At 57.9% G+C, this 24,356-nt stretch carries 22 protein-coding genes; 9 read left to right on the top strand and 13 right to left on the bottom strand.

All coding sequences use genetic code 11. The features are described 5' to 3' along the window. Positions 1 to 3: 3 nt before the first annotated feature. The 8 genes from ACLD1X_RS11580 to rpmH form a co-directional block, all read right to left on the bottom strand. Positions 4 to 801 carry a ParA family protein gene (locus tag ACLD1X_RS11580; RefSeq protein ID WP_007969897.1) on the bottom strand — a complete coding sequence of 266 codons (798 nt, stop codon included), beginning with the start codon at positions 799 to 801 and terminating at the stop codon, positions 4 to 6. An 18-nt stretch (positions 802 to 819) separates the two neighbouring features. Then, positions 820 to 1,464, bottom strand: a complete 645-nt coding sequence (rsmG, locus tag ACLD1X_RS11585; protein WP_429367715.1) for a 16S rRNA (guanine(527)-N(7))-methyltransferase RsmG — start codon at positions 1,462 to 1,464, stop codon at positions 820 to 822. Further along, positions 1,461 to 3,359 carry a tRNA uridine-5-carboxymethylaminomethyl(34) synthesis enzyme MnmG gene (gene mnmG / locus ACLD1X_RS11590; RefSeq protein WP_429367717.1) on the bottom strand — a complete coding sequence of 633 codons (1,899 nt, stop codon included), beginning with the start codon at positions 3,357 to 3,359 and terminating at the stop codon, positions 1,461 to 1,463. Before mnmG ends, rsmG begins: the two co-directional genes overlap by 4 nt. Positions 3,360 to 3,909: 550 nt before the next feature. Next, the gene (gene mnmE / locus ACLD1X_RS11595; RefSeq protein ID WP_322618074.1) at positions 3,910 to 5,280 is read right to left on the bottom strand and encodes a tRNA uridine-5-carboxymethylaminomethyl(34) synthesis GTPase MnmE; all 1,371 of its coding nucleotides are present in this window, start codon (positions 5,278 to 5,280) and stop codon (positions 3,910 to 3,912) included. Positions 5,281 to 5,359: 79 nt separating this feature from the next. Next, positions 5,360 to 7,039 (bottom strand): membrane protein insertase YidC, encoded by a 1,680-nt coding sequence (gene yidC, locus ACLD1X_RS11600; RefSeq protein WP_429367720.1) that lies wholly within the window; start codon positions 7,037 to 7,039, stop codon positions 5,360 to 5,362. A gap of 2 nt (positions 7,040 to 7,041) precedes the next feature. After that, positions 7,042 to 7,287 carry a membrane protein insertion efficiency factor YidD gene (yidD, locus tag ACLD1X_RS11605; RefSeq protein ID WP_429367722.1) on the bottom strand — a complete coding sequence of 82 codons (246 nt, stop codon included), beginning with the start codon at positions 7,285 to 7,287 and terminating at the stop codon, positions 7,042 to 7,044. Beyond that, positions 7,280 to 7,681: a ribonuclease P protein component gene (gene rnpA / locus ACLD1X_RS11610; RefSeq protein WP_429367903.1), complete on the bottom strand. Its 402-nt coding sequence runs from the start codon at positions 7,679 to 7,681 to the stop codon at positions 7,280 to 7,282. The genes yidD and rnpA overlap by 8 nt, the downstream gene beginning before the upstream one ends. Positions 7,682 to 7,697: 16 nt before the next feature. Next, complete coding sequence (gene rpmH / locus ACLD1X_RS11615) at positions 7,698 to 7,832, bottom strand: 50S ribosomal protein L34 (RefSeq protein WP_003213577.1); 135 nt, start codon at positions 7,830 to 7,832, stop codon at positions 7,698 to 7,700. Between the two features lie 566 nt (positions 7,833 to 8,398). On the opposite strand from rpmH, the gene dnaA reads away from it, so the two are divergent. The 6 genes from dnaA to ACLD1X_RS11645 all read left to right on the top strand — a co-directional run bounded on the left by dnaA (position 8,399) and on the right by ACLD1X_RS11645 (position 15,678). After that, complete coding sequence (dnaA, locus tag ACLD1X_RS11620) at positions 8,399 to 9,922, top strand: chromosomal replication initiator protein DnaA (protein ID WP_429367725.1); 1,524 nt, start codon at positions 8,399 to 8,401, stop codon at positions 9,920 to 9,922. Between the two features lie 39 nt (positions 9,923 to 9,961). Beyond that, the gene (gene dnaN / locus ACLD1X_RS11625) at positions 9,962 to 11,065 is read left to right on the top strand and encodes a DNA polymerase III subunit beta (RefSeq protein ID WP_007969885.1); all 1,104 of its coding nucleotides are present in this window, start codon (positions 9,962 to 9,964) and stop codon (positions 11,063 to 11,065) included. 20 nt (positions 11,066 to 11,085) lie between these two features. After that, positions 11,086 to 12,189: a DNA replication/repair protein RecF gene (recF, locus tag ACLD1X_RS11630; protein ID WP_095057937.1), complete on the top strand. Its 1,104-nt coding sequence runs from the start codon at positions 11,086 to 11,088 to the stop codon at positions 12,187 to 12,189. Between the two features lie 5 nt (positions 12,190 to 12,194). After that, on the top strand, positions 12,195 to 14,612 hold the full coding sequence (gene gyrB / locus ACLD1X_RS11635; RefSeq protein ID WP_429367728.1) for a DNA topoisomerase (ATP-hydrolyzing) subunit B: 2,418 nt from the start codon (positions 12,195 to 12,197) through the stop codon (positions 14,610 to 14,612). Positions 14,613 to 14,841: 229 nt separating this feature from the next. Further along, entirely contained in the window at positions 14,842 to 15,477 is a 636-nt protein-coding gene (gene dinD / locus ACLD1X_RS11640; RefSeq protein ID WP_429367730.1) for a DNA damage-inducible protein D, read from the top strand. Positions 15,478 to 15,489: 12 nt separating this feature from the next. After that, entirely contained in the window at positions 15,490 to 15,678 is a 189-nt protein-coding gene (locus ACLD1X_RS11645; RefSeq protein ID WP_429367732.1) for a hypothetical protein, read from the top strand. A gap of 43 nt (positions 15,679 to 15,721) precedes the next feature. Here the strand turns inward: ACLD1X_RS11645 and ACLD1X_RS11650 are convergent, their stop codons facing one another. Further along, positions 15,722 to 16,435, bottom strand: a complete 714-nt coding sequence (locus tag ACLD1X_RS11650; RefSeq protein ID WP_429367734.1) for a response regulator transcription factor — start codon at positions 16,433 to 16,435, stop codon at positions 15,722 to 15,724. Positions 16,436 to 16,605: 170 nt separating this feature from the next. On the opposite strand from ACLD1X_RS11650, the gene ACLD1X_RS11655 reads away from it, so the two are divergent. After that, on the top strand, positions 16,606 to 18,141 hold the full coding sequence (locus ACLD1X_RS11655; protein ID WP_429367736.1) for a sensor histidine kinase: 1,536 nt from the start codon (positions 16,606 to 16,608) through the stop codon (positions 18,139 to 18,141). A 216-nt stretch (positions 18,142 to 18,357) separates the two neighbouring features. On the opposite strand, the gene ACLD1X_RS11660 is transcribed toward ACLD1X_RS11655, so the two are convergent. The 4 genes from ACLD1X_RS11660 to glyQ form a co-directional block, all read right to left on the bottom strand. Continuing rightward, complete coding sequence (locus tag ACLD1X_RS11660) at positions 18,358 to 19,137, bottom strand: lysophospholipid acyltransferase family protein (RefSeq protein WP_429367738.1); 780 nt, start codon at positions 19,135 to 19,137, stop codon at positions 18,358 to 18,360. 91 nt (positions 19,138 to 19,228) lie between these two features. Then, entirely contained in the window at positions 19,229 to 19,774 is a 546-nt protein-coding gene (gene gmhB / locus ACLD1X_RS11665) for a D-glycero-beta-D-manno-heptose 1,7-bisphosphate 7-phosphatase (protein ID WP_429367740.1), read from the bottom strand. Positions 19,775 to 19,778: 4 nt separating this feature from the next. Next, entirely contained in the window at positions 19,779 to 21,833 is a 2,055-nt protein-coding gene (gene glyS, locus ACLD1X_RS11670) for a glycine--tRNA ligase subunit beta (RefSeq protein ID WP_429367742.1), read from the bottom strand. Next, positions 21,830 to 22,783 (bottom strand): glycine--tRNA ligase subunit alpha, encoded by a 954-nt coding sequence (gene glyQ / locus ACLD1X_RS11675; protein ID WP_003187265.1) that lies wholly within the window; start codon positions 22,781 to 22,783, stop codon positions 21,830 to 21,832. Before glyQ ends, glyS begins: the two co-directional genes overlap by 4 nt. Positions 22,784 to 22,864: 81 nt before the next feature. Between glyQ and tag the strand changes: the two genes are divergently transcribed. Then, entirely contained in the window at positions 22,865 to 23,422 is a 558-nt protein-coding gene (gene tag / locus ACLD1X_RS11680; protein ID WP_413422966.1) for a DNA-3-methyladenine glycosylase I, read from the top strand. A gap of 40 nt (positions 23,423 to 23,462) precedes the next feature. After that, positions 23,463 to 24,350 carry a lysophospholipid acyltransferase gene (locus ACLD1X_RS11685; protein WP_429367745.1) on the top strand — a complete coding sequence of 296 codons (888 nt, stop codon included), beginning with the start codon at positions 23,463 to 23,465 and terminating at the stop codon, positions 24,348 to 24,350. Positions 24,351 to 24,356: the final 6 nt, after the last annotated feature.

Below are 24,356 nucleotides of genomic sequence, written 5' to 3' on the forward strand. Positions count from 1 at the left end.
TCCTTAAGTTGCCTGGGCAGCGGCGATGCGTGAGTTTTTGCGTTGACGACGAACCATTTCGCCCGCCAATGCCAGATAGGCAACGGCGCCTCGCGATGCTTTGTCGTACGCCAGCGCCGGCATGCCGTAGCTTGGCGCTTCGGCCAGACGGATGTTGCGCGGAATGACGGTGTCGTAGAGCTGTTCGCCGAAGTGTTCCTTGAGCTGCGCCGAAACATCGTTCATCAGGCTCAGGCGCGGGTCGTACATCGTACGCAGCAGGCCTTCGACCTTGAGGTTCGGGTTCAGCAGTTCGGCGATACGCTTGATGTTATCCACAAGGTCGCTCAAGCCTTCGAGTGCGAAGTACTCGCACTGCATGGGGATAATTACCCCGTCGGCGGCAACCAGTGCGTTGAGGGTCAGCATCGACAGCGACGGCGGGCAGTCGATCAGGATGTAATCGTAGTTTTCCCGGATCGGCGCCAGCGCGCTGCGCAGACGGCTTTCCTTCATCTGCATTTCCAGCAGCACCACTTCGGCCGCGGTGAGGTCGCGGTTAGCCGGCAACAACTGGTAACCACCGTGTTCAGAGAAGTGCATGGCCTGGGCCAGATCACATTCGCCGATCAGCAGGTCGTAGACCGAGTTTTCCAGGCCATGCTTATCCACACCGCTACCCATGGTGGCGTTGCCCTGTGGATCAAGATCGATCAACAGCACCCGGCGCTTGGTCGCGACCAGGGATGCTGCGAGGTTGATGCAGGTGGTGGTTTTACCCACGCCACCCTTTTGGTTCGCAATCGCGAATACCTTAGCCATTCTTGCTTGTGTTCCCAATCATGCCGTGCGGCGCAGTATCAGCAGATGGCGTTGGCCTTGGCAACCAGGTACGGCCAGGGCGTGTTCGCTATCGAGGTGGAAGTCTGCCGGCAATGCTACCAGCTCATCGGCCGGATGAACGCCCTTCATTGCCAGCCAGCGTGTTTCGTTATCGCCGAGGTGGCGAGTCCAGTTGCTGAAGTTTTCCATGCTGCTGAACGCACGGGAAATGATCCCGTTGAATGGCTGGGCAGGCTGGAACGCTTCGACGCGACTGTGGATAACTTGCAGGTTATCCAGTTTGAGTTCGAGTTTGACCTGAGTCAGAAAGCGGGTTTTCTTGCCGTTGCTGTCCAGGCAAGTCACCTGGGACTCGGGAAACAGGATGGCCAACGGGATGCCAGGCATGCCGCCGCCGCTGCCGACGTCGAGCCAGCGACCGTTTTCGATGAAGGACATCACGCTCAGACTGTCGAGCAGGTGACGGGAGACCATTTCGTCCGGATCACGCACGGCGGTGAGGTTGTAAGCCTTGTTCCATTTGATCAACAGGGCCAGGTAACCCAGCAGTTGCGCGTGCTGGGTGTCTGTCAGCGTGACGCCAAGCTGGCGGGCACCTGTGGATAACTCTTCTGCATGTTGCGAAGTGACCAACGAACTCAAGCGCTTTGCTCCAACTGACGGCCCGCGCCGCGTTTTTTCAAATGAATCATCAACAGCGAAATGGCTGCCGGCGTCACGCCCGGGATACGCGAGGCCTGGCCCAATGTCTCTGGACGGGTCGCACCGAGCTTGCTCTGGATCTCTTTGGAGAGACCGGAAATATTCGTGTAATCGATATCCACAGGCAGTTTGGTGTCTTCGCTGGCTCGCAAGCGGGCGATTTCGTCCTGTTGACGATCGATGTAACCGGCGTATTTGGTCTTGATCTCGACCTGCTCGGCAACCTGTGGATCTTCTGCCCCGCCACCGGTCACTTCGGTCAGTCCAGCGTAGTCGATTTCCGGACGGCTCAAGAGATTGAGCAGGTTGTATTCGTGCGTCAGCGGCGTGCCGTATTTTTCGGCGATCGCATCGCCTTGTTCGGTGCCCGGGCGAACCCAGGTGCTTTTCAGGCGCTGCTCTTCCAGCTCGATGCTTTCGCGTTTTTTGCAGAAAGCCGCCCAACGCACGTCATCCACCAGGCCCAGTTCGCGACCCTTTTCGGTCAGGCGCAGGTCGGCATTGTCTTCACGCAGGATCAGACGGTATTCGGCACGGGACGTGAACATCCGGTACGGCTCTTGGGTACCGAGGGTAATCAGGTCGTCGACCAATACGCCGATGTAGGCCTCGTCGCGACGCGGGCACCAGGCTTCTTTGCCTTGTGCACGCAGTGCAGCGTTGGTTCCGGCCAGCAAACCCTGGGCGCCGGCTTCTTCGTAACCGGTGGTGCCGTTGATTTGCCCGGCGAAGAACAGGCCGCCGATGACTTTGGTTTCCAGGCTGTACTTCAAATCGCGCGGGTCGAAGTAGTCGTACTCGATGGCGTAGCCCGGTCGCACGATGTGTGCGTTTTCCATGCCGCGGATCGATTGCACGATCTGCAATTGCACGTCGAACGGCAGGGATGTGGATATCCCGTTCGGATACAGCTCGTTTGTCGTCAGGCCTTCCGGTTCGATGAAGACCTGGTGGCTTGCCTTGTCGGCAAAGCGATGAATCTTGTCTTCGATCGACGGGCAGTAACGCGGGCCGATGCCTTCGATCTCACCGGCAGCGGAATACATCGGCGAACGGTCGAGGTTCGCGGCAATGATTTCGTGGGTGCGCGCATTCGTGTGGGTAATCCAGCAACTGACCTGCTGTGGATGCTGTTCCTTGTTGCCCATGAACGACATCACCGGGATCGGCGTATCGCCCGGTTGTTCGGTCATCACCGAGAAATCCACAGACCGGCCGTCGATACGCGGCGGCGTGCCGGTTTTCAAACGACCCACACGCAAGGGCAATTCACGCAGACGGTGAGCCAACGCGATCGATGGCGGATCACCGGCGCGACCGCCGGAAAAATTCTGCAAACCGATGTGGATAAGTCCACCGAGGAAGGTACCTGTGGTCAAAACCACCGAGTCCGCGAGAAAACGCAGGCCCATCTGGGTAACAACACCACGGACTTGTTCCTGCTCGACGATCAGATCGTCCGCAGCCTGTTGAAATATCCACAGGTTCGGCTGGTTTTCCAGGATTTCACGGACAGCTGCCTTGTACAGAACCCGGTCTGCCTGTGCGCGGGTTGCTCGCACAGCGGGGCCTTTGCGGCTGTTCAACACGCGAAACTGGATGCCGCCTTTATCGGTAGCCATGGCCATCGCACCGCCGAGGGCATCGATTTCCTTGACCAGGTGGCTTTTGCCGATCCCGCCAATGGCCGGGTTGCAACTCATGGCACCGAGGGTTTCCACGTTGTGCGTCAGCAACAGGGTTTTAACCCCCATACGTGCTGAGGCCAGTGCTGCCTCGGTACCGGCATGACCGCCGCCGATGACGATCACTTCAAAACGGGAAGGGAAATCCACCACGCACCTCGTGCCTGCTTAAGTAGGTAATTCAGGAATAGTTTGAGCTCAGGTTTTTGGACCTGGTCGACAAGTATAGGGACTTCGCCCTTCCTAAAGAACCCTTTGCACAAAATTTAACCAGCTGTGGAAAAGTCGGAGATATAGAAATTAAAAAGAGAGAAATTTATTAAATCTTTGTTTTTATGTTTATTTCTATGCACAGCCTTTTCTGTGGATAGATCTACACAGCCCTTTATTTTCAATGTGTACAGAGATTCAAAACCCTGTGTTCATGTGCCTATGAGGCCCTTGGATAACCGGTGTAAGCCTGTGGATGAAAGGGGTGGTTATCCACAGAGGAGGTTATGTTCAGTTTTCAGGCCCTGTTATCAACTGACCTTAGCGGCGGTTATTCACAGGGCTTAATCCACAGAAAAGTCCTGTTTGCGCGAAACTCAGGCGCAGGAAATCCGCTCAAGCAGACAAAGTCCGGTCGTCACTGGAGGGTTTATTCAAAAAAGGAGGGAGCAGACAGGCGCGAATGGCCTGTCTGTGAACAACAGGAGGGCTACTTTCCGATGCAGAAGCTGGAGAAAATTCGCCCCAACAGATCGTCAGAGCTGAATGCACCGGTGATTTCACCCAGCGACTGCTGAGCCTGGCGCAAATCCTCGGCCAACAACTCGCCGGCACCGGCCAGGGTCAATTGCGCGCGACCATGCTCGAGGGCAGCACTGGCATGACCTAGCGCCTCCAGGTGCCGCCGGCGAGCACTGAAACTGCTTTCTGACGTTTGTTCATAGCCCATGCAGGCCTTCAGGTGATCACGCAGCAGCTCCAGGCCGACACCGCCGGACTTGGCGCTCAGGCTGATGGTGACGTGGCCATCGTCGCTGACCTCGATGGCAATGGCTTCGCCCGTAAGGTCGGCCTTGTTGCGGATCAGGGTAACTTTCGCGGGGTCGGGACGGATTTCGAGAAATTCCGGCCAGAGTGCGAATGGATCGAGGGCTTCCGGTGCCGTGGCGTCGACCACCAGCAGCACCCGATCCGCTTCGCCGATGGCTTTCAAGGCTCGTTCGACGCCGATTTTTTCCACATGGTCATCGGTATCGCGCAGACCAGCGGTATCCACCACATGCAGCGGCATGCCATCGATGTGGATATGTTCCCGCAGCACATCCCGGGTGGTACCGGCAATTTCGGTCACGATCGCCGCTTCACGCCCGGCCAGTGCATTGAGCAGGCTGGATTTGCCGGCATTCGGACGACCGGCAATGACTACAGTCATACCGTCTCGCAGCAAGGCGCCCTGCCCGGCTTCGCGCATGACGGTGGATAACTCGTCGCGCACTTTGTCGAGCATGCTCAGGACGTGGCCATCGGCAAGGAAGTCGATTTCCTCTTCCGGGAAATCGATGGCCGCTTCGACATAGATTCGCAGGCCGATCAGTTGCTCGGTGAGGTTATGCACACGTGACGAGAAAGCACCCTGCAGGGAGCGCAATGCGTTTCGCGCAGCCTGGGCGGAACTGGCTTCAATCAGGTCGGCAATCGCCTCGGCCTGAGCGAGGTCCAGTTTGTCATTGAGGAAGGCGCGCTCACTGAATTCCCCCGGGCGGGCGAGACGGCAACCCAGTTCCAGGCAGCGCTTGAGCAACATATCCAGGACGATCGGGCCGCCATGACCCTGGAGTTCCAGCACATCTTCGCCGGTGAACGAGTTTGGCCCTGGAAAATACAGCGCGATGCCCTGGTCCAGCACCTCGTCGTTTTCACCGAGAAACGGGCCATAGTGGGCAAATCGCGGCTTGAGCTCGCGACCACTGAAGGCCTTGGCCGCAACGCTGGCCAACGGCCCGGAAATACGCACGATGCCTACACCGCCGCGACCTTGGGCGGTGGCGACGGCGGCGATGGTTTCACGAGGAACGCTCATAAACCGGTATCCAGACAAAAGTGACAGATAGCAAAACGCCCCACTAGGGGGCGTTTTGAGTGGTTATCCACAGTGTAAATCAGGCAGCTGCTTTGGTAGCCGCTTCGATCTTACGCGTGATGTACCACTGTTGGGCGATCGACAGGCAGTTGTTCACTACCCAGTACAGCACCAGACCCGCCGGGAACCACAGGAAGAAGAAGGTGAAGATGATTGGCATCAGCTTCATGACCTTGGCCTGCATCGGATCCGGAGGAGTCGGGTTCAGCTGCTGCTGGATGAACATGGTTGCACCCATGATGATCGGCAGAATGAAGAACGGATCCTTGATCGACAGGTCGGTAATCCACAGCATGAACGGCGCCTGACGCATCTCGACGCTTTCCAGCAGAACCCAGTACAGCGAGAGGAATACCGGCATCTGCACGAGGATTGGCAAGCAACCACCCAGCGGATTGATCTTCTCTTTCTTGTACAGCTCCATCATGGCTTGCGACATTTTCTGCCGGTCATCGCCATGTTGCTCTTTCAGCGCGGCCAGTTTCGGCGCCACTGCACGCATGCGCGCCATGGATTTGTAGCTGGCAGCCGACAACGGGAAGAAGATCCCCTTGATCAGCATGGTCAGGAAGATGATCGACCAGCCCCAGTTACCCACAATGGCGTGGATGTGTTGCAGCAACCAGAAGATCGGTTGGGCGATAAACCACAGAATGCCGTAGTCAACCGTCAGTTCCAGACCTGGGGATAACTGTTTCAGCACGGCCTGGCTTTTCGGACCGGCGTACAGAACAGCGCTGGTTTCAGCCTTGGCACCTGGAGCAACACTCATCGATGGGCCAGTGTAGCCGATGATGTAGTTGCCTTTGCTGTCTTTACGGGTCTGGACGACGTTGTTATCGCCCTTGGCCGGAATCCATGCGGTCACGAAGTAGTGCTGCAGCCAGGCAACCCAACCGCCAGTGACGGTTTCTTTGAGCGGTGCCTTGTCCATGTCCTTCATGGACACTTTCTTGTACGGCTCGGAACTTGTCCACAGGGCGGCGCCCAGGTAAGTCGCGGTACCGGTAGCTGTGGTCGACGAAGGATCGGCACTGGCGTCACGCTTCAACTGGGCAAACATCGCACCCGTCCAGGGCTGGGCGCTCTGGTTGTCGATCAGGTAGGAAACGGTTACGTCGTACAGGCCGCGTTTCAGGGTGAAACGCTTGATGTAGTTGACGCCGTCCTTGCTGAACTTCAGGTCAACGACCAATTGGTCCTGACCGTCAGCCAGTTGATAAACCTTCTTCTCCGCGGAGTAAACCGGACGACCGGTCGGATTGGCATCCGGACCGTTGGTACCGATCAGGCCGCTTTGCGCCAGATAAGTACGTTCGCCGCCGTTATCGAACAGCTGGAACGGAATTTCCGGGTGATCCTGACGACGCGGATACAGCGGCAGGGTCAGTTGGGCAACATCGCCACCTTGTGGATCGATAGCCAGGTCCAGAACATCCGTTTTGATCTGGATGAGGTCCTTGCTCACAGCTACCGGAGTTTCGGCAGGTGCGCTGGTGTCGCTTGCAGCACGTGGAATGTCGTCACTGGCGGAAGCGTTGGAGCCAGATGCCGTATCCGGCAGGCCCGATGCAGTCGTATTGGTGGCAACATTCTGAGTCGGCAGGGCAGCCTGGCCATAGTCCTGGTTCCATTTAAGAACCATAACGTAGGACACGATTGCCAGGGCGACGATCAGGATCGTGCGTTTGATATCCATGATTACTCGGCCATCGAAGAAGAACGGGAGGTAGGGATAGGTGGAACCGGGTCATAACCACCGGGATTCCACGGATGACAGCGACCTAAACGACGAAAGGCCAGCCAGCCACCGCGAAGAAAGCCATGATTTTCGATGGCTTCTAACGCGTAGCAGGAACAACTGGGGTAGAAACGACAGTGATCGGCCATCAGGGGACTAATGGCATAGCGATAAAACTGGATCGGAACGAGTGCCAGTTTACGCATCTGGACTGTCTACCCCTACAGTTTCGGTTTTGACTGCTGGTGCTGGCGAACTGCGAGCCAGGCGTTTCCAGAGTTTGCCGAAATGCTGAATCAATTCGGGGTTTTCTACGTCACCCAAACCTTTGCGCGCGACGATAACAATGTCCCAACCGACCAGTGAATCCTGGTTCAGACGAAACGATTCGCGCATCAGACGTTTGAGGCGATTGCGCTCGACGGAGAGCTTTACGCTCTTTTTCCCGATAACCAACCCGAGACGGGGGTGATCAAGATCGTTGTTGCGCGCAAGGAGCAGGAGATTTTTCCCCGGTACCTTGCCGGTAGGGGAGTCAAAGACTGCCTTGAAATGCCGGGGAGTAAGCAGACGCTTTTCCCGACTGAAGTCCTGACTCACCTCCAGTGCCGGCTTATCAAACTGCCAGACGCGCACGACCTTTGGCGCGACGACGCGACAGAACGGCACGACCGTTCTTGGTAGCCATGCGAGCACGGAAACCGTGGGTACGAGCGCGTTTGATAGTGCTTGGTTGGAAAGTACGTTTCATTGTCGTGTTACCTGGTTCGTCCACAACGGGCCGGAATGGCCCCCGTTTTAAGAGACCGGGGATTCTAGAGAAAGCAAGCCTTCAGGTCAATTTCCAACCAGCGTTTCCTTATAAATAGATCTCCAGAGGTTTTGCGCTGAACGAACCGTCGGCAAATATAAAAATAAGAAAGGAAAGTATTTAAAGCTTTTCTGTAAAGCTTATAAAAGCTAGGTTCGCATCCATCTGTGGATAAGTCGATTTAGCCCTTGTTCTACCTGCTGTACAGAGAATGACAACTACAGTGGAAAACGGTGTTCAGCCTGTGCTGCGCTGTCGGATAACCTGTGTGTGGAAGCTCGCTTTATCCACAGGCCGGTTATCCACCGAGTTTCGCCCCCACTTGTGCAATGACCTTAACCCCGGTTATCCACAGAGCTTATGCACAGACCGCTGGTCGTCTTTTTTGCGTATAAAAGGGCGATTGTTCTTGGTCGACGAGGCACCTACGTGTGGATAAGTCGGCGTCTGGCCGTTACAATGGCTGCTTGTTTTTGCCTCACCGGCTTTCAACTTAGGGGATATCCGTGTCAGTGGAACTTTGGCAGCAGTGCGTGGAGCTTCTGCGCGATGAGCTGCCTGCCCAACAATTCAACACTTGGATCCGTCCACTACAGGTCGAAGCCGAAGGCGACGAGTTGCGTGTGTATGCGCCCAATCGTTTTGTTCTGGACTGGGTCAACGAAAAGTACCTGGGGCGTGTTCTCGAATTGCTCGATGAGCACGGCAACGGCATGGCGCCTGCGCTTTCCTTGTTAATAGGCAGCAAACGCAGTTCGGCACCCCGGGCTGCGCCAAACGCTCCGCTGGCTGCCGCGGCTTCCCAGGCCCAGGCTGCTCAAACGCCCGCCAATACGCCGCCGCCAGCACCTGCCGCAGCTTCGACCAAGCGTGCCACGCAAAAAGTGGCTGAGGTCACCGAGGAAGAACCTTCCCGTGACAGCTTCGACCCGATGGCCGGCGCCAGTTCGCAACAGGCACCTGTGCGCGCCGAGCAACGTACCGTGCAGGTCGAGGGTGCGCTCAAGCACACCAGCTACCTGAACCGCACCTTTACCTTCGAGAATTTCGTCGAGGGTAAATCCAACCAGTTGGCGCGCGCCGCCGCCTGGCAGGTGGCAGACAACCCCAAGCACGGTTACAACCCGCTCTTCCTTTATGGAGGCGTCGGCCTGGGTAAAACCCACTTGATGCACGCTGTGGGTAACCACCTGTTAAAGAAGAACCCGAATGCCAAGGTCGTGTACCTGCATTCCGAGCGTTTCGTGGCGGACATGGTCAAGGCCCTGCAACTGAACGCAATCAATGAGTTCAAGCGCTTCTACCGTTCGGTGGATGCCTTGCTGATCGATGACATTCAGTTCTTCGCCCGCAAGGAGCGTTCCCAGGAAGAGTTTTTCCACACCTTCAACGCCCTGCTCGAAGGTGGTCAGCAGGTCATTCTCACCAGTGACCGCTACCCGAAAGAAATCGAAGGCCTTGAAGAACGCCTCAAATCCCGCTTTGGCTGGGGCCTGACCGTAGCGGTCGAGCCGCCGGAGCTGGAAACCCGCGTGGCGATCCTGATGAAAAAGGCCGATCAGGCCAAAGTCGAACTGCCTCACGACGCCGCGTTCTTCATTGCCCAGCGTATTCGCTCCAACGTCCGCGAGCTGGAAGGCGCGCTCAAGCGCGTGATCGCCCACTCGCACTTCATGGGTCGCGATATCACCATCGAGTTGATTCGCGAATCGCTGAAGGACTTGTTGGCGTTGCAGGATAAACTGGTCTCTGTGGATAACATTCAGCGCACCGTCGCCGAGTACTACAAGATCAAGATCTCCGACTTGCTGTCCAAACGCCGTTCGCGTTCGGTCGCTCGTCCGCGTCAGGTCGCCATGGCGTTGTCGAAGGAACTGACCAACCACAGCCTGCCGGAAATCGGCGATGTGTTTGGCGGCCGCGACCATACGACGGTTTTGCACGCCTGCCGCAAGATCAACGAACTTAAGGAATCCGACGCGGACATCCGCGAGGACTACAAGAACCTGCTGCGTACACTGACCACTTGATGAACACCAGCGCAGCTAATTAAGGCAAGGGACTAGACCATGCATTTCACCATTCAACGCGAAGCCCTGTTGAAACCCCTGCAACTGGTCGCAGGCGTCGTTGAGCGCCGACAGACCTTGCCGGTGCTCTCCAACGTGCTGCTGGTTGTCGAAGGCCAGCAATTGTCGCTGACCGGTACCGACCTGGAAGTCGAGCTGGTCGGTCGTGTTCAACTCGAAGAGCCGGCGGATCCGGGTTCCATCACCGTGCCGGCGCGCAAGCTGATGGACATCTGCAAAAGCCTGCCGAACGATGCGCTGATCGACATCAAGGTCGATGAGCAGAAGCTGGTGGTCAAGGCTGGCCGTAGCCGCTTCACCCTGTCGACACTGCCGGCCAACGATTTCCCTACCGTGGAAGAAGGCCCGGGCTCGCTGACCTGCAGCCTGGAGCAAAGCAAGCTGCGTCGCCTGATCGAACGCACCAGCTTCGCCATGGCCCAGCAGGACGTGCGTTACTACCTCAATGGCATGCTGCTGGAAGTCTCTGCCGGCGTGATCCGCGCCGTGGCCACCGACGGTCACCGTCTGGCCATGTGCTCGATGCAGGCCGATATCGGCCAGCCGGATCGTCACCAGGTCATCGTGCCGCGCAAAGGCATCCTCGAACTGGCACGCCTGCTCACCGAGCCGGACGGCAATGTCAGCATCGTGCTGGGTCAGCATCACATCCGCGCCACCACTGGTGAATTCACCTTCACCTCGAAGCTGGTCGACGGCAAATTCCCGGACTACGAGCGCGTTCTGCCAAAGGGCGGCGACAAGCTGGTTCTTGGCGATCGCCAGGCGCTGCGCGAAGCGTTCAGCCGTACCGCGATCCTGTCCAACGAGAAGTACCGTGGTATCCGTCTGCAACTGGCCAGCGGTCAGCTGAAGATCCAGGCGAACAACCCGGAACAGGAAGAAGCGGAAGAAGAAGTGGGCGTTGAATACAACGGTGGCTCCCTGGAAATCGGCTTCAACGTGAGCTACCTGCTCGACGTACTGGGCGTGATGACCACCGAGCAGGTTCGTCTGATCCTGTCCGACTCCAACAGCAGCGCGCTGGTGCAGGAATCGGATAACGATGACTCGGCCTACGTTGTCATGCCGATGCGTCTGTAATCATGCTCAGCAGAAGCTAGATGTCCTTAAGTCGCGTCTCGGTCACCGCGGTGCGCAATCTGCACCCGGTGACCTTCTCCCCCTCCCCCCGAATTAACATTCTTTACGGCGCCAACGGCAGCGGCAAAACCAGTGTTCTGGAAGCCATCCATCTGCTGGGGCTTGCCCGTTCGTTTCGCAGCACCCGCCTGTTGCCGGTCATTCAATACGAACAGCTTGCGTGCACAGTCTTTGGCCAGGTTGAACTGGCGGAGGGCGGGCAAAGCGCCTTGGGTATTTCCCGTGATCGCCAAGGTGAATTCCAGATCCGTATCGATGGGCAGAACGCGCGTAGCGCCGCGCAGCTGGCAGAGATCCTGCCACTGCAACTGATCAACCCGGACAGTTTCAGATTGCTGGAAGGTGCGCCGAAGATTCGCCGGCAGTTTCTCGACTGGGGCGTGTTCCACGTGGAACCGCGCTTCATGTCAACCTGGCAGCGCTTGCAGAAGGCCCTGCGCCAGAGAAACTCTTGGCTGCGGCATGGTACACTTGACGCCGTTTCGCAAGCGGTTTGGGACAGGGAACTGTGCCAGGCCAGCGCTGAAATTGATGAATACCGCCGCGCTTATATCAAAGCCTTGAAACCAGTCTTTGAACAAACCTTGAGCGATCTGGTTGAGCTTGAAGGCTTGACGCTCAGCTATTACCGCGGCTGGGACAAGGACCGTGAACTGAGTGCTGTGCTCGCCGGGTCTCTTCAGCGAGACCAGCAAATGGGGCATACCCAGGCCGGACCACAACGTGCTGATTTGCGTCTCAGGCTGGGCGCGCACAACGCCGCGGACATCTTGTCCCGTGGCCAGCAGAAGTTGGTGGTTTGCGCATTGCGGATTGCCCAGGGGCACCTGGTCAGCCAGGCTCGACGCGGTCAGTGTATTTATCTGGTGGATGACTTGCCGTCCGAACTGGACGAGCACCACCGTCGCGCGCTTTGCCGCTTGTTGGAAGACTTACGCTGCCAGGTATTTATCACCTGTGTAGATCACGAATTATTGAGGGAAGGCTGGCAGACGGAAACGCCAGTCGCTCTGTTCCACGTGGAACAGGGCCGTATCACCCAGACCCACGACCATCGGGAGTGAAGGCATTGAGCGAAGAAAATACGTACGACTCAACGAGCATTAAAGTGCTGAAAGGCCTGGATGCCGTACGCAAACGTCCCGGTATGTATATTGGTGATACCGACGACGGCAGCGGCCTGCACCACATGGTGTTCGAGGTGGTCGACAACTCGATCGACGAAGCGCTCGCCGGCTACTGCGACGACATCAGCATCATCATCCACCCGGATGAGTCCATCACCGTTCGCGACAACGGCCGTGGCATCCCGGTAGACGTACACAAGGAAGAAGGCGTTTCGGCAGCCGAGGTCATCATGACCGTGCTGCACGCTGGCGGTAAATTCGACGACAACTCCTACAAGGTTTCCGGTGGTCTGCACGGTGTGGGTGTGTCGGTAGTTAACGCCCTGTCGGAAGAGCTGGTCCTGACCGTTCGCCGTAGCGGCAAGATCTGGGAACAGACTTACGTCCATGGTGTTCCGCAAGAGCCGATGAAAATCGTTGGCGACAGCGAAACCACCGGTACGCAGATCCACTTCAAGGCTTCCAGCGAAACCTTCAAGAACATCCACTTCAGCTGGGACATCCTGGCCAAGCGGATTCGTGAACTGTCCTTCCTCAACTCCGGTGTCGGTATCGTCCTCAAGGACGAGCGCAGCGGCAAGGAAGAGCTTTTCAAATACGAAGGCGGCCTGCGTGCGTTCGTTGAATACCTGAACACCAACAAGACTCCGGTCAACCAGGTGTTCCACTTCAACATCCAGCGTGAAGACGGCATCGGCGTGGAAATCGCCCTGCAGTGGAACGACAGCTTCAACGAGAACCTGTTGTGCTTCACCAACAACATTCCGCAACGTGACGGCGGTACTCACCTGGTAGGTTTCCGTTCCGCGCTGACGCGTAACCTGAACACCTACATCGAAGCTGAAGGCCTGGCGAAGAAACACAAGGTCGCCACCACCGGTGACGACGCCCGTGAAGGCCTGACCGCGATCATTTCGGTGAAAGTGCCGGATCCGAAGTTCAGCTCCCAGACCAAAGACAAGCTGGTGTCTTCCGAAGTGAAGACCGCGGTCGAGCAGGAAATGGGCAAGTACTTCTCCGACTTCCTGCTGGAAAACCCGAACGAAGCCAAGCTGGTCGTCGGCAAGATGATCGACGCGGCCCGTGCCCGTGAAGCGGCACGTAAGGCCCGCGAGATGACCCGTCGCAAAGGCGCACTGGACATCGCCGGCCTGCCGGGCAAACTGGCCGACTGCCAGGAAAAGGACCCTGCCCTGTCCGAACTGTACCTGGTGGAAGGTGACTCCGCGGGCGGCTCTGCCAAGCAGGGACGTAACCGCAAGACCCAGGCGATTCTGCCCCTCAAGGGTAAAATCCTGAACGTCGAGAAGGCACGCTTCGACAAGATGATCTCTTCCCAGGAAGTGGGCACCTTGATCACCGCGCTGGGTTGTGGCATCGGTCGCGAAGAGTACAACATCGACAAGTTGCGCTATCACAACATCATCATCATGACCGATGCTGACGTCGACGGTTCGCACATCCGTACCCTGCTGCTGACCTTCTTCTTCCGTCAGTTGCCGGAGTTGATCGAGCGTGGCTACATCTACATCGCTCAGCCGCCGCTGTACAAAGTGAAGAAAGGCAAGCAAGAGCAATACATCAAAGACGACGACGCCATGGAAGAGTACATGACGCAGTCGGCCCTGGAAGATGCAAGCCTGCACCTGAACGAGGATGCACCGGGTATCTCTGGCGAAGCCCTTGAGCGTCTGGTGAATGACTTCCGCCTGGTGATGAAGACCCTCAAGCGCCTGTCGCGCCTGTATCCACAGGAACTGACCGAGCACTTCATCTACCTGCCGGCCGTGAGCATGGACCAATTGTCCGATCATGCAGCAATGCAGGATTGGCTGGCCCAGTACGAAGTGCGTCTGCGCACCGTCGAGAAGTCGGGTCTGGTCTACAAGGCCAGCCTGCGTGAAGACCGCGAGCGTGGCGTGTGGCTGCCAGAGGTCGAACTGATCTCCCACGGCCTGTCCAACTACGTCACCTTCAACCGCGACTTCTTCGGCAGCAACGACTACAAGACCGTTGTTTCCCTGGGCGCTCAACTGAGCACCCTGCTCGACGATGGCGCGTACATCCAGCGTGGCGAACGCCGTAAGTCGGTCACCGAGTTCAAGGAAGCCCTGGACTGGCTGATGGCCGAAAGTACCAAGCGTCACACCATCCAGCGATACAAAGGTCTGGGCGAGATGAACCCGGATCAGCTGTGGGAAACCACCATGGACCCAAGCGTGCGCCGCATGCTGAAAGTGACCATCGAAGACGCCATTGGCGCGGACCAGATCTTCAACACCCTGATGGGTGATGCGGTCGAACCTCGTCGTGACTTCATCGAAAGCAACGCCCTGGCGGTGTCCAACCTGGACTTCTGATTGGGTGGCTTTTAGCTGACCGTGAAGCAAAAACAAACCCGGAGGATCTCTGATTCGCCGGGTTTTTTTGTGGGAGTAATTGTTTTGAGTTACAGCGCTGGCGGTGACTACGCGGCAACTATGTTTGCATATGTTAATGCACCATTGATTAGTATTGGTGTCGGTGCAACGCTCAACCGGGTTACCGAATCGAACCAGTTTGGGGTACCTACCCTATGGAGGATGACCTTTGAGTGAGCAGCATCAGTCTTTTGAGGGCCTGAAGCACCAATCGAGCGAGGGGGTTGAATACTGGTCTGCCCGAGAGCTTGCACCTCTGTTGGAATACCGAGAGTGGCGAAACTTCGAGAATGTCATTGGCAAGGCTATACAGGCTTGTGAGCTTAGTAATCACCTGGTCGCCAACCATTTTGTTGACGCCACCAGAATGGTTTCCCTGGGTTCCGGTTCCCAGCGGGAACTCAAGGATGTCCGGCTCTCTCGTTATGCTTGCTATCTGATCGTACAGAACGGCGACCCTGGTAAGCCGGTTATTGCTGCGGGGCAAACCTATTTCGCGATTCAGACTCGACGCCAGGAACTGGCAGATGACGCCACCTTTCAGAAGCTAAAGGACGATCAGAAGCGCTTGTTACTGCGTAACGAACTGCGCGAGCACAACAAGCAACTGGTTGAAGCGGCACAGCAAGCTGGAGTTGAAACAGGCCTGGATTTCGCCATTTTCCAGAATCATGGATATCAGGGGCTATATGGCGGACTTGACCAGAAAGCCATTCACCAACGGAAAGGGCTTAAAAAGAGTCAGAAAATTCTGGATCACATGGGGTCAACCGAACTGGCTGCCAATTTGTTTCGTGCTACATAAGCTGAGGAAAAATTGCGCCGGGATAACGTCCAAGGTAAGCACCAAGCCAATCAGGTGCATCTGGAAGTAGGTAGAAAGGTACGGGAGACCATCGCCGAATTGGGTGGAACCATGCCAGAGGATTTACCTGTCCCGGAAAGCAGCATCAAACAAGTTGAGTCCGCCGCGAAGAAGCTTCAGGGAAAGTCGGTGGAAGAATGACCAATGAGATCCTTGCCTACACCAAAACTTGAATGCCTATGAGTCAGGTTGTTGGCACAACACTCTCCAACCGATACCCATACCCATAAATCGTCAGCAACTGCCAACCGCGATCCGCCGTCAGCCCAAGCTTGTTGCGCAGGCGATAGATGTGCGTATCCAGCGGGCGTGACGATGACATTTCTTCATGGGGCCAGAGCCGTTCGTACAGGTAGTCTCGCGACAGCGGTCGACCGAGGTTGCTGAACAGGCAATGCGCCAGGCGGTACTCGCGTTCGGTCATGACGATCGGTTTGCCGTCGCGAGTGACGGTCAGCCCGACGTCGTCGAAAACCAGATCATTGAAGCTCAACCCCTCGCTAGCTGCGCGCTGCTGGCCATGCCGGCGCAGGACTGCGCCAACACGGGCCTTCAGTTCATTGGGGCGGAACGGTTTGCTGACGTAGTCATCGGCGCCGGCATTCAGGGCCTGGACGATATCGCTTTCGCCATCACGACTGGTGAGCATGATTGCCGCGGGTGGCGCCTCCATGTGTTCACGGGTCCATAGCAGCAGTGACAAACCCGTGAGGTCGGGCAGTTGCCAGTCGAGGATCAACAGGTCGAAGGTTTCCCGACGCAGTTGACGCATCAGGTCTTCGGTTCGTTCGAAGCTGTGCAGCGACCACGGCTGCTCTCCGGCTTCGGCCATCTGTTGCAGGGTTTGTTCGACCCGGCGTAATTCGGCGGGCTCATCGTCCAGAATCGCAACGCGCATACACGGTGATTCCTTGTCGTTTGGGCAGCTGTTTATCGACGATAGCGGCTCAATCGACACAGTGAAAGCAGGCGGCCCGCCGTTGGTCGCAGCGTCCGCTATGATTCTTCGAGTCGACGCCTGAGACGCAGGAACCATGAAACCATTCTCGTTGCCCTGCCCTGTTGGCCATGTTTGACCAACGCCGCCGTGAAAGCCGGGAGCCAAGCCAGGTACAGCGATTGTTTCGGCAATTGGTGCGCGAGTGGTTGTGGATAAGTCTCGTGCTGTTGCCGTTGACGACACTGCTGTCCTACCGCGCGCAAGTTAATCTGGAAGATGCATTCCCTGGCTTGAGCGCATTGCTTTCCCTTGGTCTGGTGACGTGCGTACTCGGGCTGTTGCTGTGGCGTCCGCGCCTGGCGCTCTGGCTGACGCTCACGGGGATGGCGTGTGCGTTGCTGACCAGTGCCGGCCTCGCGGAGTTCAAGAGGTGGTGGTGGTCACCGACGCCAGCAGTGTTGGGGATGCTGTTTGGTTATCTGATCTGGAACTGGCGGCGCCTCAGTGTAGTACTGACCTATTTCGGATGGGAGTTGGCGCGACTGGACAGCGAGCCGAAAGTGTTTCCGGAGCGCCGTCGTGCCCAGTACTCCGGTGGCGACCGCTTGCAGAAACAGATCATGGCGCTGGAACAAGCCATGAGCCTGACCCGCGATACCCACCGATTCATCGCCGATGGCCTGGAATACTTGCCGGTGGCCACATTGATCAGCGATCCCCAGGGGCAGATTCTGCTCGGAAACCGCAAGGCCCGTGATCTGTTTGGTGGAGATCTGGTCGGCGATGATGTGCTGGAGCGACTCAAACAGCTCGGTTATCCGGATATGAGCCGCAAGCCCGACTCGTCCTTGTCGACACTGCCGCTGCTGGAGTTTCGCGACTTCAAGGAGCGCAGTCTGCGTCTTGAGCGTGCCGGGTTATTGCCGGTAGACGGTGATATTCCGGTCGGCTGGCTATGGAACCTGACTGATTTGAGTGTTGAACGCGATGCGGAGGAGCAGCGTGCGGTCCTGTTGCGGTTCCTGTCTCACGACCTGCGGGCACCTCACTCGGCCATCCTCGCGTTGCTCGATGTCCATCGTCATCAAGTGGGCGGCGATTCGCCGCTCTTTGATCAAATCGAGCTACAGGTACGCCGGGCCCTGGAGTTGACTGACGGCTTTGTTCAACTGGCGAGGGCCGAGTCCGAGGCTTATCGGTTTCAGCCGAGCCTGTTTGCGATGCTGGTGCTGGATGTGCTCGATCAGGCGCTGCCCATTGCGCAGTTGAAACAGATCGAACTGGTTCATCAGGTAGAAGAAGAGGCACAGGAAAGTCTGGTACTGGCGGATCAGGCGCTGCTGACCCGGGCGTTGTTCAATCTGCTGGAAAATGCCATCAAGTACAGTGATTCGGGTACTCGTATCCGTTTGCATGTCAGTCAACATGACAGCTGGCTGATCTGTGAGCTCACTGATCAGGGCAAGGGCATCGCCGCTGAGGAGTTACCCGAACTGTTCAGCCAGTACCGGCGCTTTTCTTCAGCCCAGGGTATCGATGGTGTGGGGTTGGGATTGTCGATGGTCAAAGCCGTTGTGGATCGGCATGGCGGGCGAATCGAGTGTCGGAGCGAGGTGGGTCTGGGCACGACGTTCAGGCTGCAATTTCCGCTGTTAGCGGAATGAAGGCGAACGATCCAGGTTGCGCCTTCATGTCGACAGTCAGCGATTGTTCCGGGCATAAAAAAACCGGCTATATCAGCCGGTTTCTTTACGTCCCAAAAAAACTTATGCACGTTTTTATGGTTTTTATCATCCAAAGAAATATGCATAAAAATCATAAGGTTGCGTGTAAACAACGAAGCTTTTCGATGAAACGGTACACAGGTTATCCACAGAATCTCAGACAGTCACCTGATCGTTTGAAACCGGCGCTTGCGGAGCCGGTGGCAGCGAGCCCATTTCCCGTTGCATCTGCTCATTCCACGCCTGGACCCGGTCGTTCAATTCAGCAATGGCTCGTGGTCCTGTGCCTTGGGCATACATCGGTGCGCCAATGATCACAGTGATGACACCCTGCTTCTTCGCCCAACCGGTTTTCGGCCAGAACTTGCCGGCGTTGTGCGCAATCGGCAGCACGGGCAATTCGGCGTTGACCGCCAGTGCGCTGCCACCGCGCGAGAACTTTCCGATGGTGCCGTAAGGAACGCGCGTGCCTTCGGGGAAGATCAGCACCCAGACATTGTCCTTGAGCAACTCATCACCTTTCTGCGCCACATGCTTGAGCGCGGCTTTCGGGTTGTCACGATCGATGGCGATCGGTCGCAGCATGGCCATGGCCCAACCGAAGAACGGCACATAGAGCAATTCACGTTTGAGCACCTGGCTCAGCGGTGAGAAGTAAGCGGAGAGAAAGAACGTCTCCCAGGTGCTTTGGTGGTTCGACTGAATGACGCAAGGCTGGTCAGGTACGTTCTCGGCACCCTTCACTTCGTAGCGGATACCCAGAAACACTTTGCTCAGCCACAGGGCGCAGCGGCACCAATAAACGTTGATGAAGCGATAACGTGCCTTGAAAGGCAGAAACGGCGCGATAAAAAAGCTCAGGCTGCACCACAGCAATGAACTGGTGCCCAGCAGCAGGTAAAAGAGGAAGGTTCTGATGGCCTGCAATATCGACATGGTGACGTTTACCGTTGCGGGAATTGCCCGTCCTATATAAAGCGCACTTCCCTTTCATCCCTGGTCAGGATCAATCGAAGCGCACACTCACTCAAGGGCATTTGTGGATAAGTTCTGCGGCAATCGCCGCCAGATCGTCAAAAATCAATGTGCCAACCGGAAGGGTCTTGCCCAAAGTCTTTTCGCCTTTCCCGGTCTTTACCAAAACTGGCTGTGAATCGACGGCTTTGGCGGCCTCCAGGTCACCAAGGCTGTCGCCGACGAACCAGAGATCGGTCAGCGACACGTTGTAATGAGCGGCGATGGTTTTCAACATCCCGGGTTTCGGCTTGCGGCAATCGCAGCCTTCGTCCGGCCCGTGGGGGCAGTAGACGATCAGGCCGACTTCACCACCCTGCTCCGCCACCAGCGCGCGCAAGCGCTCGTGCATGGCATCCAGGGTGGCGAGGTCGTAATAGCCGCGAGCGATGCCCGACTGGTTGGTAGCGACCGCTACCGTCCAGCCGGTCCTGCTCAACTGCGCGATGGCTTCGATCGAGCCGGGGAGTGGAATCCACTCCTCCACCGACTTGATGTAAGCGTCGGAGTCGTAATTGATCACCCCGTCCCGATCGAGAATCAGCAGTTTCAACAGCAACTCCTCAGCCCAGCAGCGAAATGTCGGCGACGCCGAGGAACAACCCGCGCAGACGCGCCAGCAATGCATAACGGTTGGCGCGGACCTTTGCGTCCTCCGCGTTGACCATCACGGCTTCGAAGAACGCATCCACCGGCTCGCGCAGTGCGGCCAGGCGTGCCAGCGATTCGCTGTACTGACGCGAGGCGGCCATTGGCTGCACAGCCTGGTCAGCCTGCTGGATCGCCGAGTACAGGGAGAACTCGTTGGCATTGTCGAAGTACTTGGCTTCCACGACGGTAGGCACCGAGCCTTCAACCTTGCTCAACAGGTTCGACACGCGCTTGTTCACGGCGGCCAGGGCGGCGGCTTCCGGCAGTTTGCGGAAGGCCTCTACCGCTTGCACGCGCTGATCGAAGTCCAGGGCCGAGCCAGGCTTGAGGGCACGTACCGACAGGTAGGTGGCAACGTCGACGCCTTCGTCTTCGTAACGGGCACGCAGACGGTCGAAGATGAACTCCAGCACCGAGTCATTGAGGCCGGCAGCCTTGACCTTGGCACCGAACGCATCCACGGCGAAGGCCACGGCGTCGGTCAGGTCCAGGTCCAGCTGCTTCTCGATCAGGATACGCAGCACGCCCAGTGCGGCACGGCGCAGGGCATACGGGTCTTTGCTGCCGGTCGGCAGCATGCCGATGCCGAAGATACCCACGAGGGTATCGAGCTTGTCGGCGATGGCCACGGCTGCACCGGTCAGGGTGCCCGGCAGTTCAGCGCCAGCACCGCGCGGCATGTACTGCTCGTTCAGGGCCAGTGCGACGTCTTCCGGCTCGCCGTCGTTGAGGGCGTAGTAGTAACCGGCGACACCTTGCATTTCCGGGAACTCGCCGACCATTTCGGTCGCCAGGTCGCACTTCGACAGCAGGCCCGCACGGGCTGCCCACGCAGCGTTGCCGCCGATGCGCTGTGCGATGAACGCGGCCAGCCGGGATACGCGCTCGGCCTTGTCGTAGACGCTGCCGAGTTTTTCCTGGAACACCACATTCTGCAGGCGATCGTTGAACGCTTCGAGCTTCTGCTTCTTGTCCTGCTTGAAGAAGAACTCGGCGTCGGTCAGACGTGGGCGAACCACTTTCTCGTTACCGGCGATGATCTGCTGCGGGTCCTTGCTTTCGATGTTGGCCACGGTAATGAAACGTGGCAGCAACTTGCCGTCGGCGTCCAGCAGGCAGAAGTACTTCTGGTTGTCCTGCATGGTGGTGATCAGTGCTTCTTGCGGCACATCGAGGAAGCGTTCCTCGAACGAGCACACCAGCGGCACTGGCCATTCGACCAGCGCGGTCACTTCGTCGAGCAGGGCTGGCGGAACGATTGCCGTGCCTTCCTGGCGGGTGGCCAGTTCTTCGGTGCGCTTGCTGATGATCTCGCGACGCTCGTTGGCGTCGGCCAGCACGTAGGCGGCACGCAGGTCGGCCAGGTAGCTGGACGGCGAACCGATGCGCACGCTTTGCGGGTGGTGGAAGCGGTGACCACGGGAGTCGCGGCCGGCCTTCTGGGCGAGGATGGTGCAGTCGATGACCTGGTCACCGAGCAGCATCACCAGCCATTGGGTCGGACGCACGAATTCTTCCTTGCGCGCGCCCCAACGCATGCGTTTCGGGATCGGCAGGTCGTTCAGGGAATCTTCGACGATGGTCGGCAGCAGGCTCGCGGTCGGCTTGCCGGCGATGCTCTGGCTGTAGCGCAGTTTCGGGCCGCTCTGATCGATTTCGCTCAGCTCGACGCCGCACTTCTTGGCAAAACCCAGGGCCGCCTGGGTCGGGTTGCCTTCGGCATCGAACGCAGCCTGGCGTGGCGGGCCGTCGAGGTTGATGCTGCGATCCGGCTGCTGGGTGGCCAGTGCGGTGATCAGCACAGCCAAGCGACGCGGGGCGGCGTAGACGGTTTTGCTCTCGTAGTTCAGGCCGGCAGCTTGCAGGCCCTTGTCGATACCGGCGAGGAACGCCTCGGCCAGGGTGTTCAGGGCTTTGGGTGGCAGTTCTTCAGTGCCCAGTTCAACCAGAAAATCCAGAGCACTCATTGTGCAGCCTCCAGCTTGGCCAGTACTTCATCACGCAGGTCCGGGGTTGCCATCGGGAAGCCCAGCTTGGCGCGAGCCAGCAGGTAGGCTTGCGCAACGGAACGCGCCAGGGTGCGTACACGCAGGATGTATTGCTGACGCGCAGTCACCGAGATCGCCCGGCGCGCATCCAGCAGGTTGAAGGTATGGGAGGCCTTCAACACCATTTCGTAGCTCGGCAACGGCAGCGGCTGGTCGAGTTCGATCAGGCGCTTGGCTTCGCTTTCGTAGAAATCGAACAGTTCGAACAGCTTGTCGACGTTGGCGTGTTCGAAGTTGTAGGTCGACTGTTCCACTTCGTTCTGGTGGAACACGTCGCCGTAGGTCACTTTGCCGAACGGGCCGTCAGCCCAGACCAGGTCGTAGACCGAGTCCACGCCTTGCAGGTACATGGCCAGACGCTCGAGACCGTAGGTGATCTCGCCGGTCACCGGGTAGCACTCGATGCCGCCCGCTTGCTGGAAGTAGGTGAACTGGGTCACTTCCATGCCGTTGAGCCACACTTCCCAGCCCAGACCCCAGGCGCCGAGGGTCGGCGATTCCCAGTTGTCTTCGACGAAGCGGATGTCGTGGACCAGCGGGTCCAGGCCGACGTGCTTGAGGGAGCCCAGGTACAGTTCCTGGAAATTGTCCGGATTCGGCTTCAGGACGACCTGGAACTGGTAGTAGTGCTGCAGACGGTTCGGGTTTTCGCCGTAGCGGCCGTCAGTCGGACGGCGGCTTGGCTGCACGTAGGCGGCGTTCCAGGTTTCCGGGCCGATGGCGCGCAGGAATGTTGCAGTGTGGAAAGTGCCGGCGCCTACTTCCATATCGTAGGGCTGAAGTACCACGCAACCTTGCTCGGCCCAGTATTGCTGGAGGGCGAGGATCAAGTCTTGGAAGGTACGCACGGCTGGCGTAGGCTGGCTCACGAAATTCACCTGTTTCTTGGGCTGCGATTTAAAGAGCGGGAGTATACCCGATTCATGGCTGCGCACGCCCCCTGGAGCCTTATGCCACGCTGCTTTTGGTGTTCCGAAGATCCGCTGTACATGGCTTATCACGATCAGGAGTGGGGCACGCCGCTACGCGATGCGCAGGGATTGTTCGAGTTGCTTTTGCTCGAAGGGTTCCAGGCCGGGCTTTCCTGGATCACCGTGCTGCGCAAACGCGAGCATTATCGTCAGGTGATGTTTGGTTTTGATGTCCAGCGCGTGGCACAGATGAGCGATGCCGAAATCGACGGGTTGATGCTCGATCCGGGCATCATCCGCAACCGCCTCAAGCTCAATGCCGCCCGGCGCAATGCCCAGGCCTGGCTGGCGCTGGAAGACCCGGTGGAATTTCTCTGGTCGTTCGTCGGTGGCAAGCCTGTGATCAATCACTTCAAGGATCGCAGCGAAGTCCCGGCCGTGACGCCGACCGCCGTGGAAATGAGCAAAGGCCTGAAAAAAGCCGGTTTCACCTTCGTCGGGCCGACCATTTGCTACGCGCTGATGCAGGCCTCGGGCATGGTCATGGATCACACCCGCGATTGCGACCGCTACGCGCAGTTGGCGAACGGCGGTTAGAATAGCCGCCTCGCGCACAGCACAAGATCAGGAGTGACCTGTGGATAAGTTTAAAGGCGCCTTGCTGGTAGGCGCTCTGCGGCTGTTTGCCCTGCTCCCGTGGTGGGCCGTGCAGGCCGTGGGCTCGGCGATTGGCTGGGTCATGTGGAAAACCCCGAATCGTTCCCGCGACGTGGTGCGGATCAACCTGTCCAAGTGCTTTCCGGACATGGATCCCGTCGAGCGCGAGCGTCTGGTCGGGCAGAGCCTGAAAGACATCGGCAAGTCCCTGACCGAAAGCGCCTGCGCCTGGATCTGGCCAGCCCAGCGTTCCATCGACCTGGTGCGCGAAGTCGAAGGTCTCGACGTGTTGAAGGACGCCCTTGCCTCCGGCAAAGGTGTGGTCGGCATCACCAGCCACCTGGGCAACTGGGAAGTGCTCAATCACTTCTATTGCAGCCAGTGCAAACCGATCATTTTCTACCGTCCGCCGAAATTGAAGGCAGTGGATGAATTGCTGCAAAAGCAGCGGGTGCAGTTGGGTAACAAGGTCGCTGCTTCCACCAAGGAAGGCATCCTCAGTGTCATCAAGGAAGTGCGCAAAGGTGGTGCAGTGGGCATTCCTGCCGACCCGGAACCGGCCGAATCCGCCGGGATCTTCGTGCCGTTCTTCGCCACTCAGGCGCTGACCAGCAAGTTCGTACCGAACATGCTGGCCGGCGGTAAAGCGGTCGGCGTGTTCCTGCATGCCCTGCGCCTGCCGGACGGTTCAGGCTACAAAGTGATCCTCGAAGCCGCGCCAGAGGCCATGTACAGCACCGATACGGCGGAGTCCTGTGCGGCCATGAGTAAAGTGGTCGAGCGTTATGTCGGGGCCTACCCGAGCCAGTACATGTGGAGCATGAAGCGCTTCAAGAAGCGTCCACCGGGTGAAGAGCGTTGGTATTGATTCAAT

The organism is Pseudomonas sp. 18173 (assembly GCF_050432945.1).
Taxonomy (GTDB): domain Bacteria; phylum Pseudomonadota; class Gammaproteobacteria; order Pseudomonadales; family Pseudomonadaceae; genus Aquipseudomonas.

Coding starts and splice junctions, on each gene's coding strand:
- recF (WP_095057937.1), top strand. CDS start 11,086: ATGTCCTTAAGTCGCGTCTCGGTCACCGCGGTGCGCAATCTGCACCCG.
- dnaN (WP_007969885.1), top strand. CDS start 9,962: ATGCATTTCACCATTCAACGCGAAGCCCTGTTGAAACCCCTGCAACTG.
- yidC (WP_429367720.1), bottom strand. CDS start 7,039: ATGGATATCAAACGCACGATCCTGATCGTCGCCCTGGCAATCGTGTCC.
- yidD (WP_429367722.1), bottom strand. CDS start 7,287: ATGCGTAAACTGGCACTCGTTCCGATCCAGTTTTATCGCTATGCCATT.
- ACLD1X_RS11660 (WP_429367738.1), bottom strand. CDS start 19,137: ATGTCGATATTGCAGGCCATCAGAACCTTCCTCTTTTACCTGCTGCTG.
- ACLD1X_RS11580 (WP_007969897.1), bottom strand. CDS start 801: ATGGCTAAGGTATTCGCGATTGCGAACCAAAAGGGTGGCGTGGGTAAA.
- glyS (WP_429367742.1), bottom strand. CDS start 21,833: ATGAGTGCTCTGGATTTTCTGGTTGAACTGGGCACTGAAGAACTGCCA.
- rpmH (WP_003213577.1), bottom strand. CDS start 7,832: ATGAAACGTACTTTCCAACCAAGCACTATCAAACGCGCTCGTACCCAC.
- tag (WP_413422966.1), top strand. CDS start 22,865: ATGCCACGCTGCTTTTGGTGTTCCGAAGATCCGCTGTACATGGCTTAT.
- ACLD1X_RS11650 (WP_429367734.1), bottom strand. CDS start 16,435: ATGCGCGTTGCGATTCTGGACGATGAGCCCGCCGAATTACGCCGGGTC.
- mnmE (WP_322618074.1), bottom strand. CDS start 5,280: ATGAGCGTTCCTCGTGAAACCATCGCCGCCGTCGCCACCGCCCAAGGT.
- ACLD1X_RS11655 (WP_429367736.1), top strand. CDS start 16,606: ATGTTTGACCAACGCCGCCGTGAAAGCCGGGAGCCAAGCCAGGTACAG.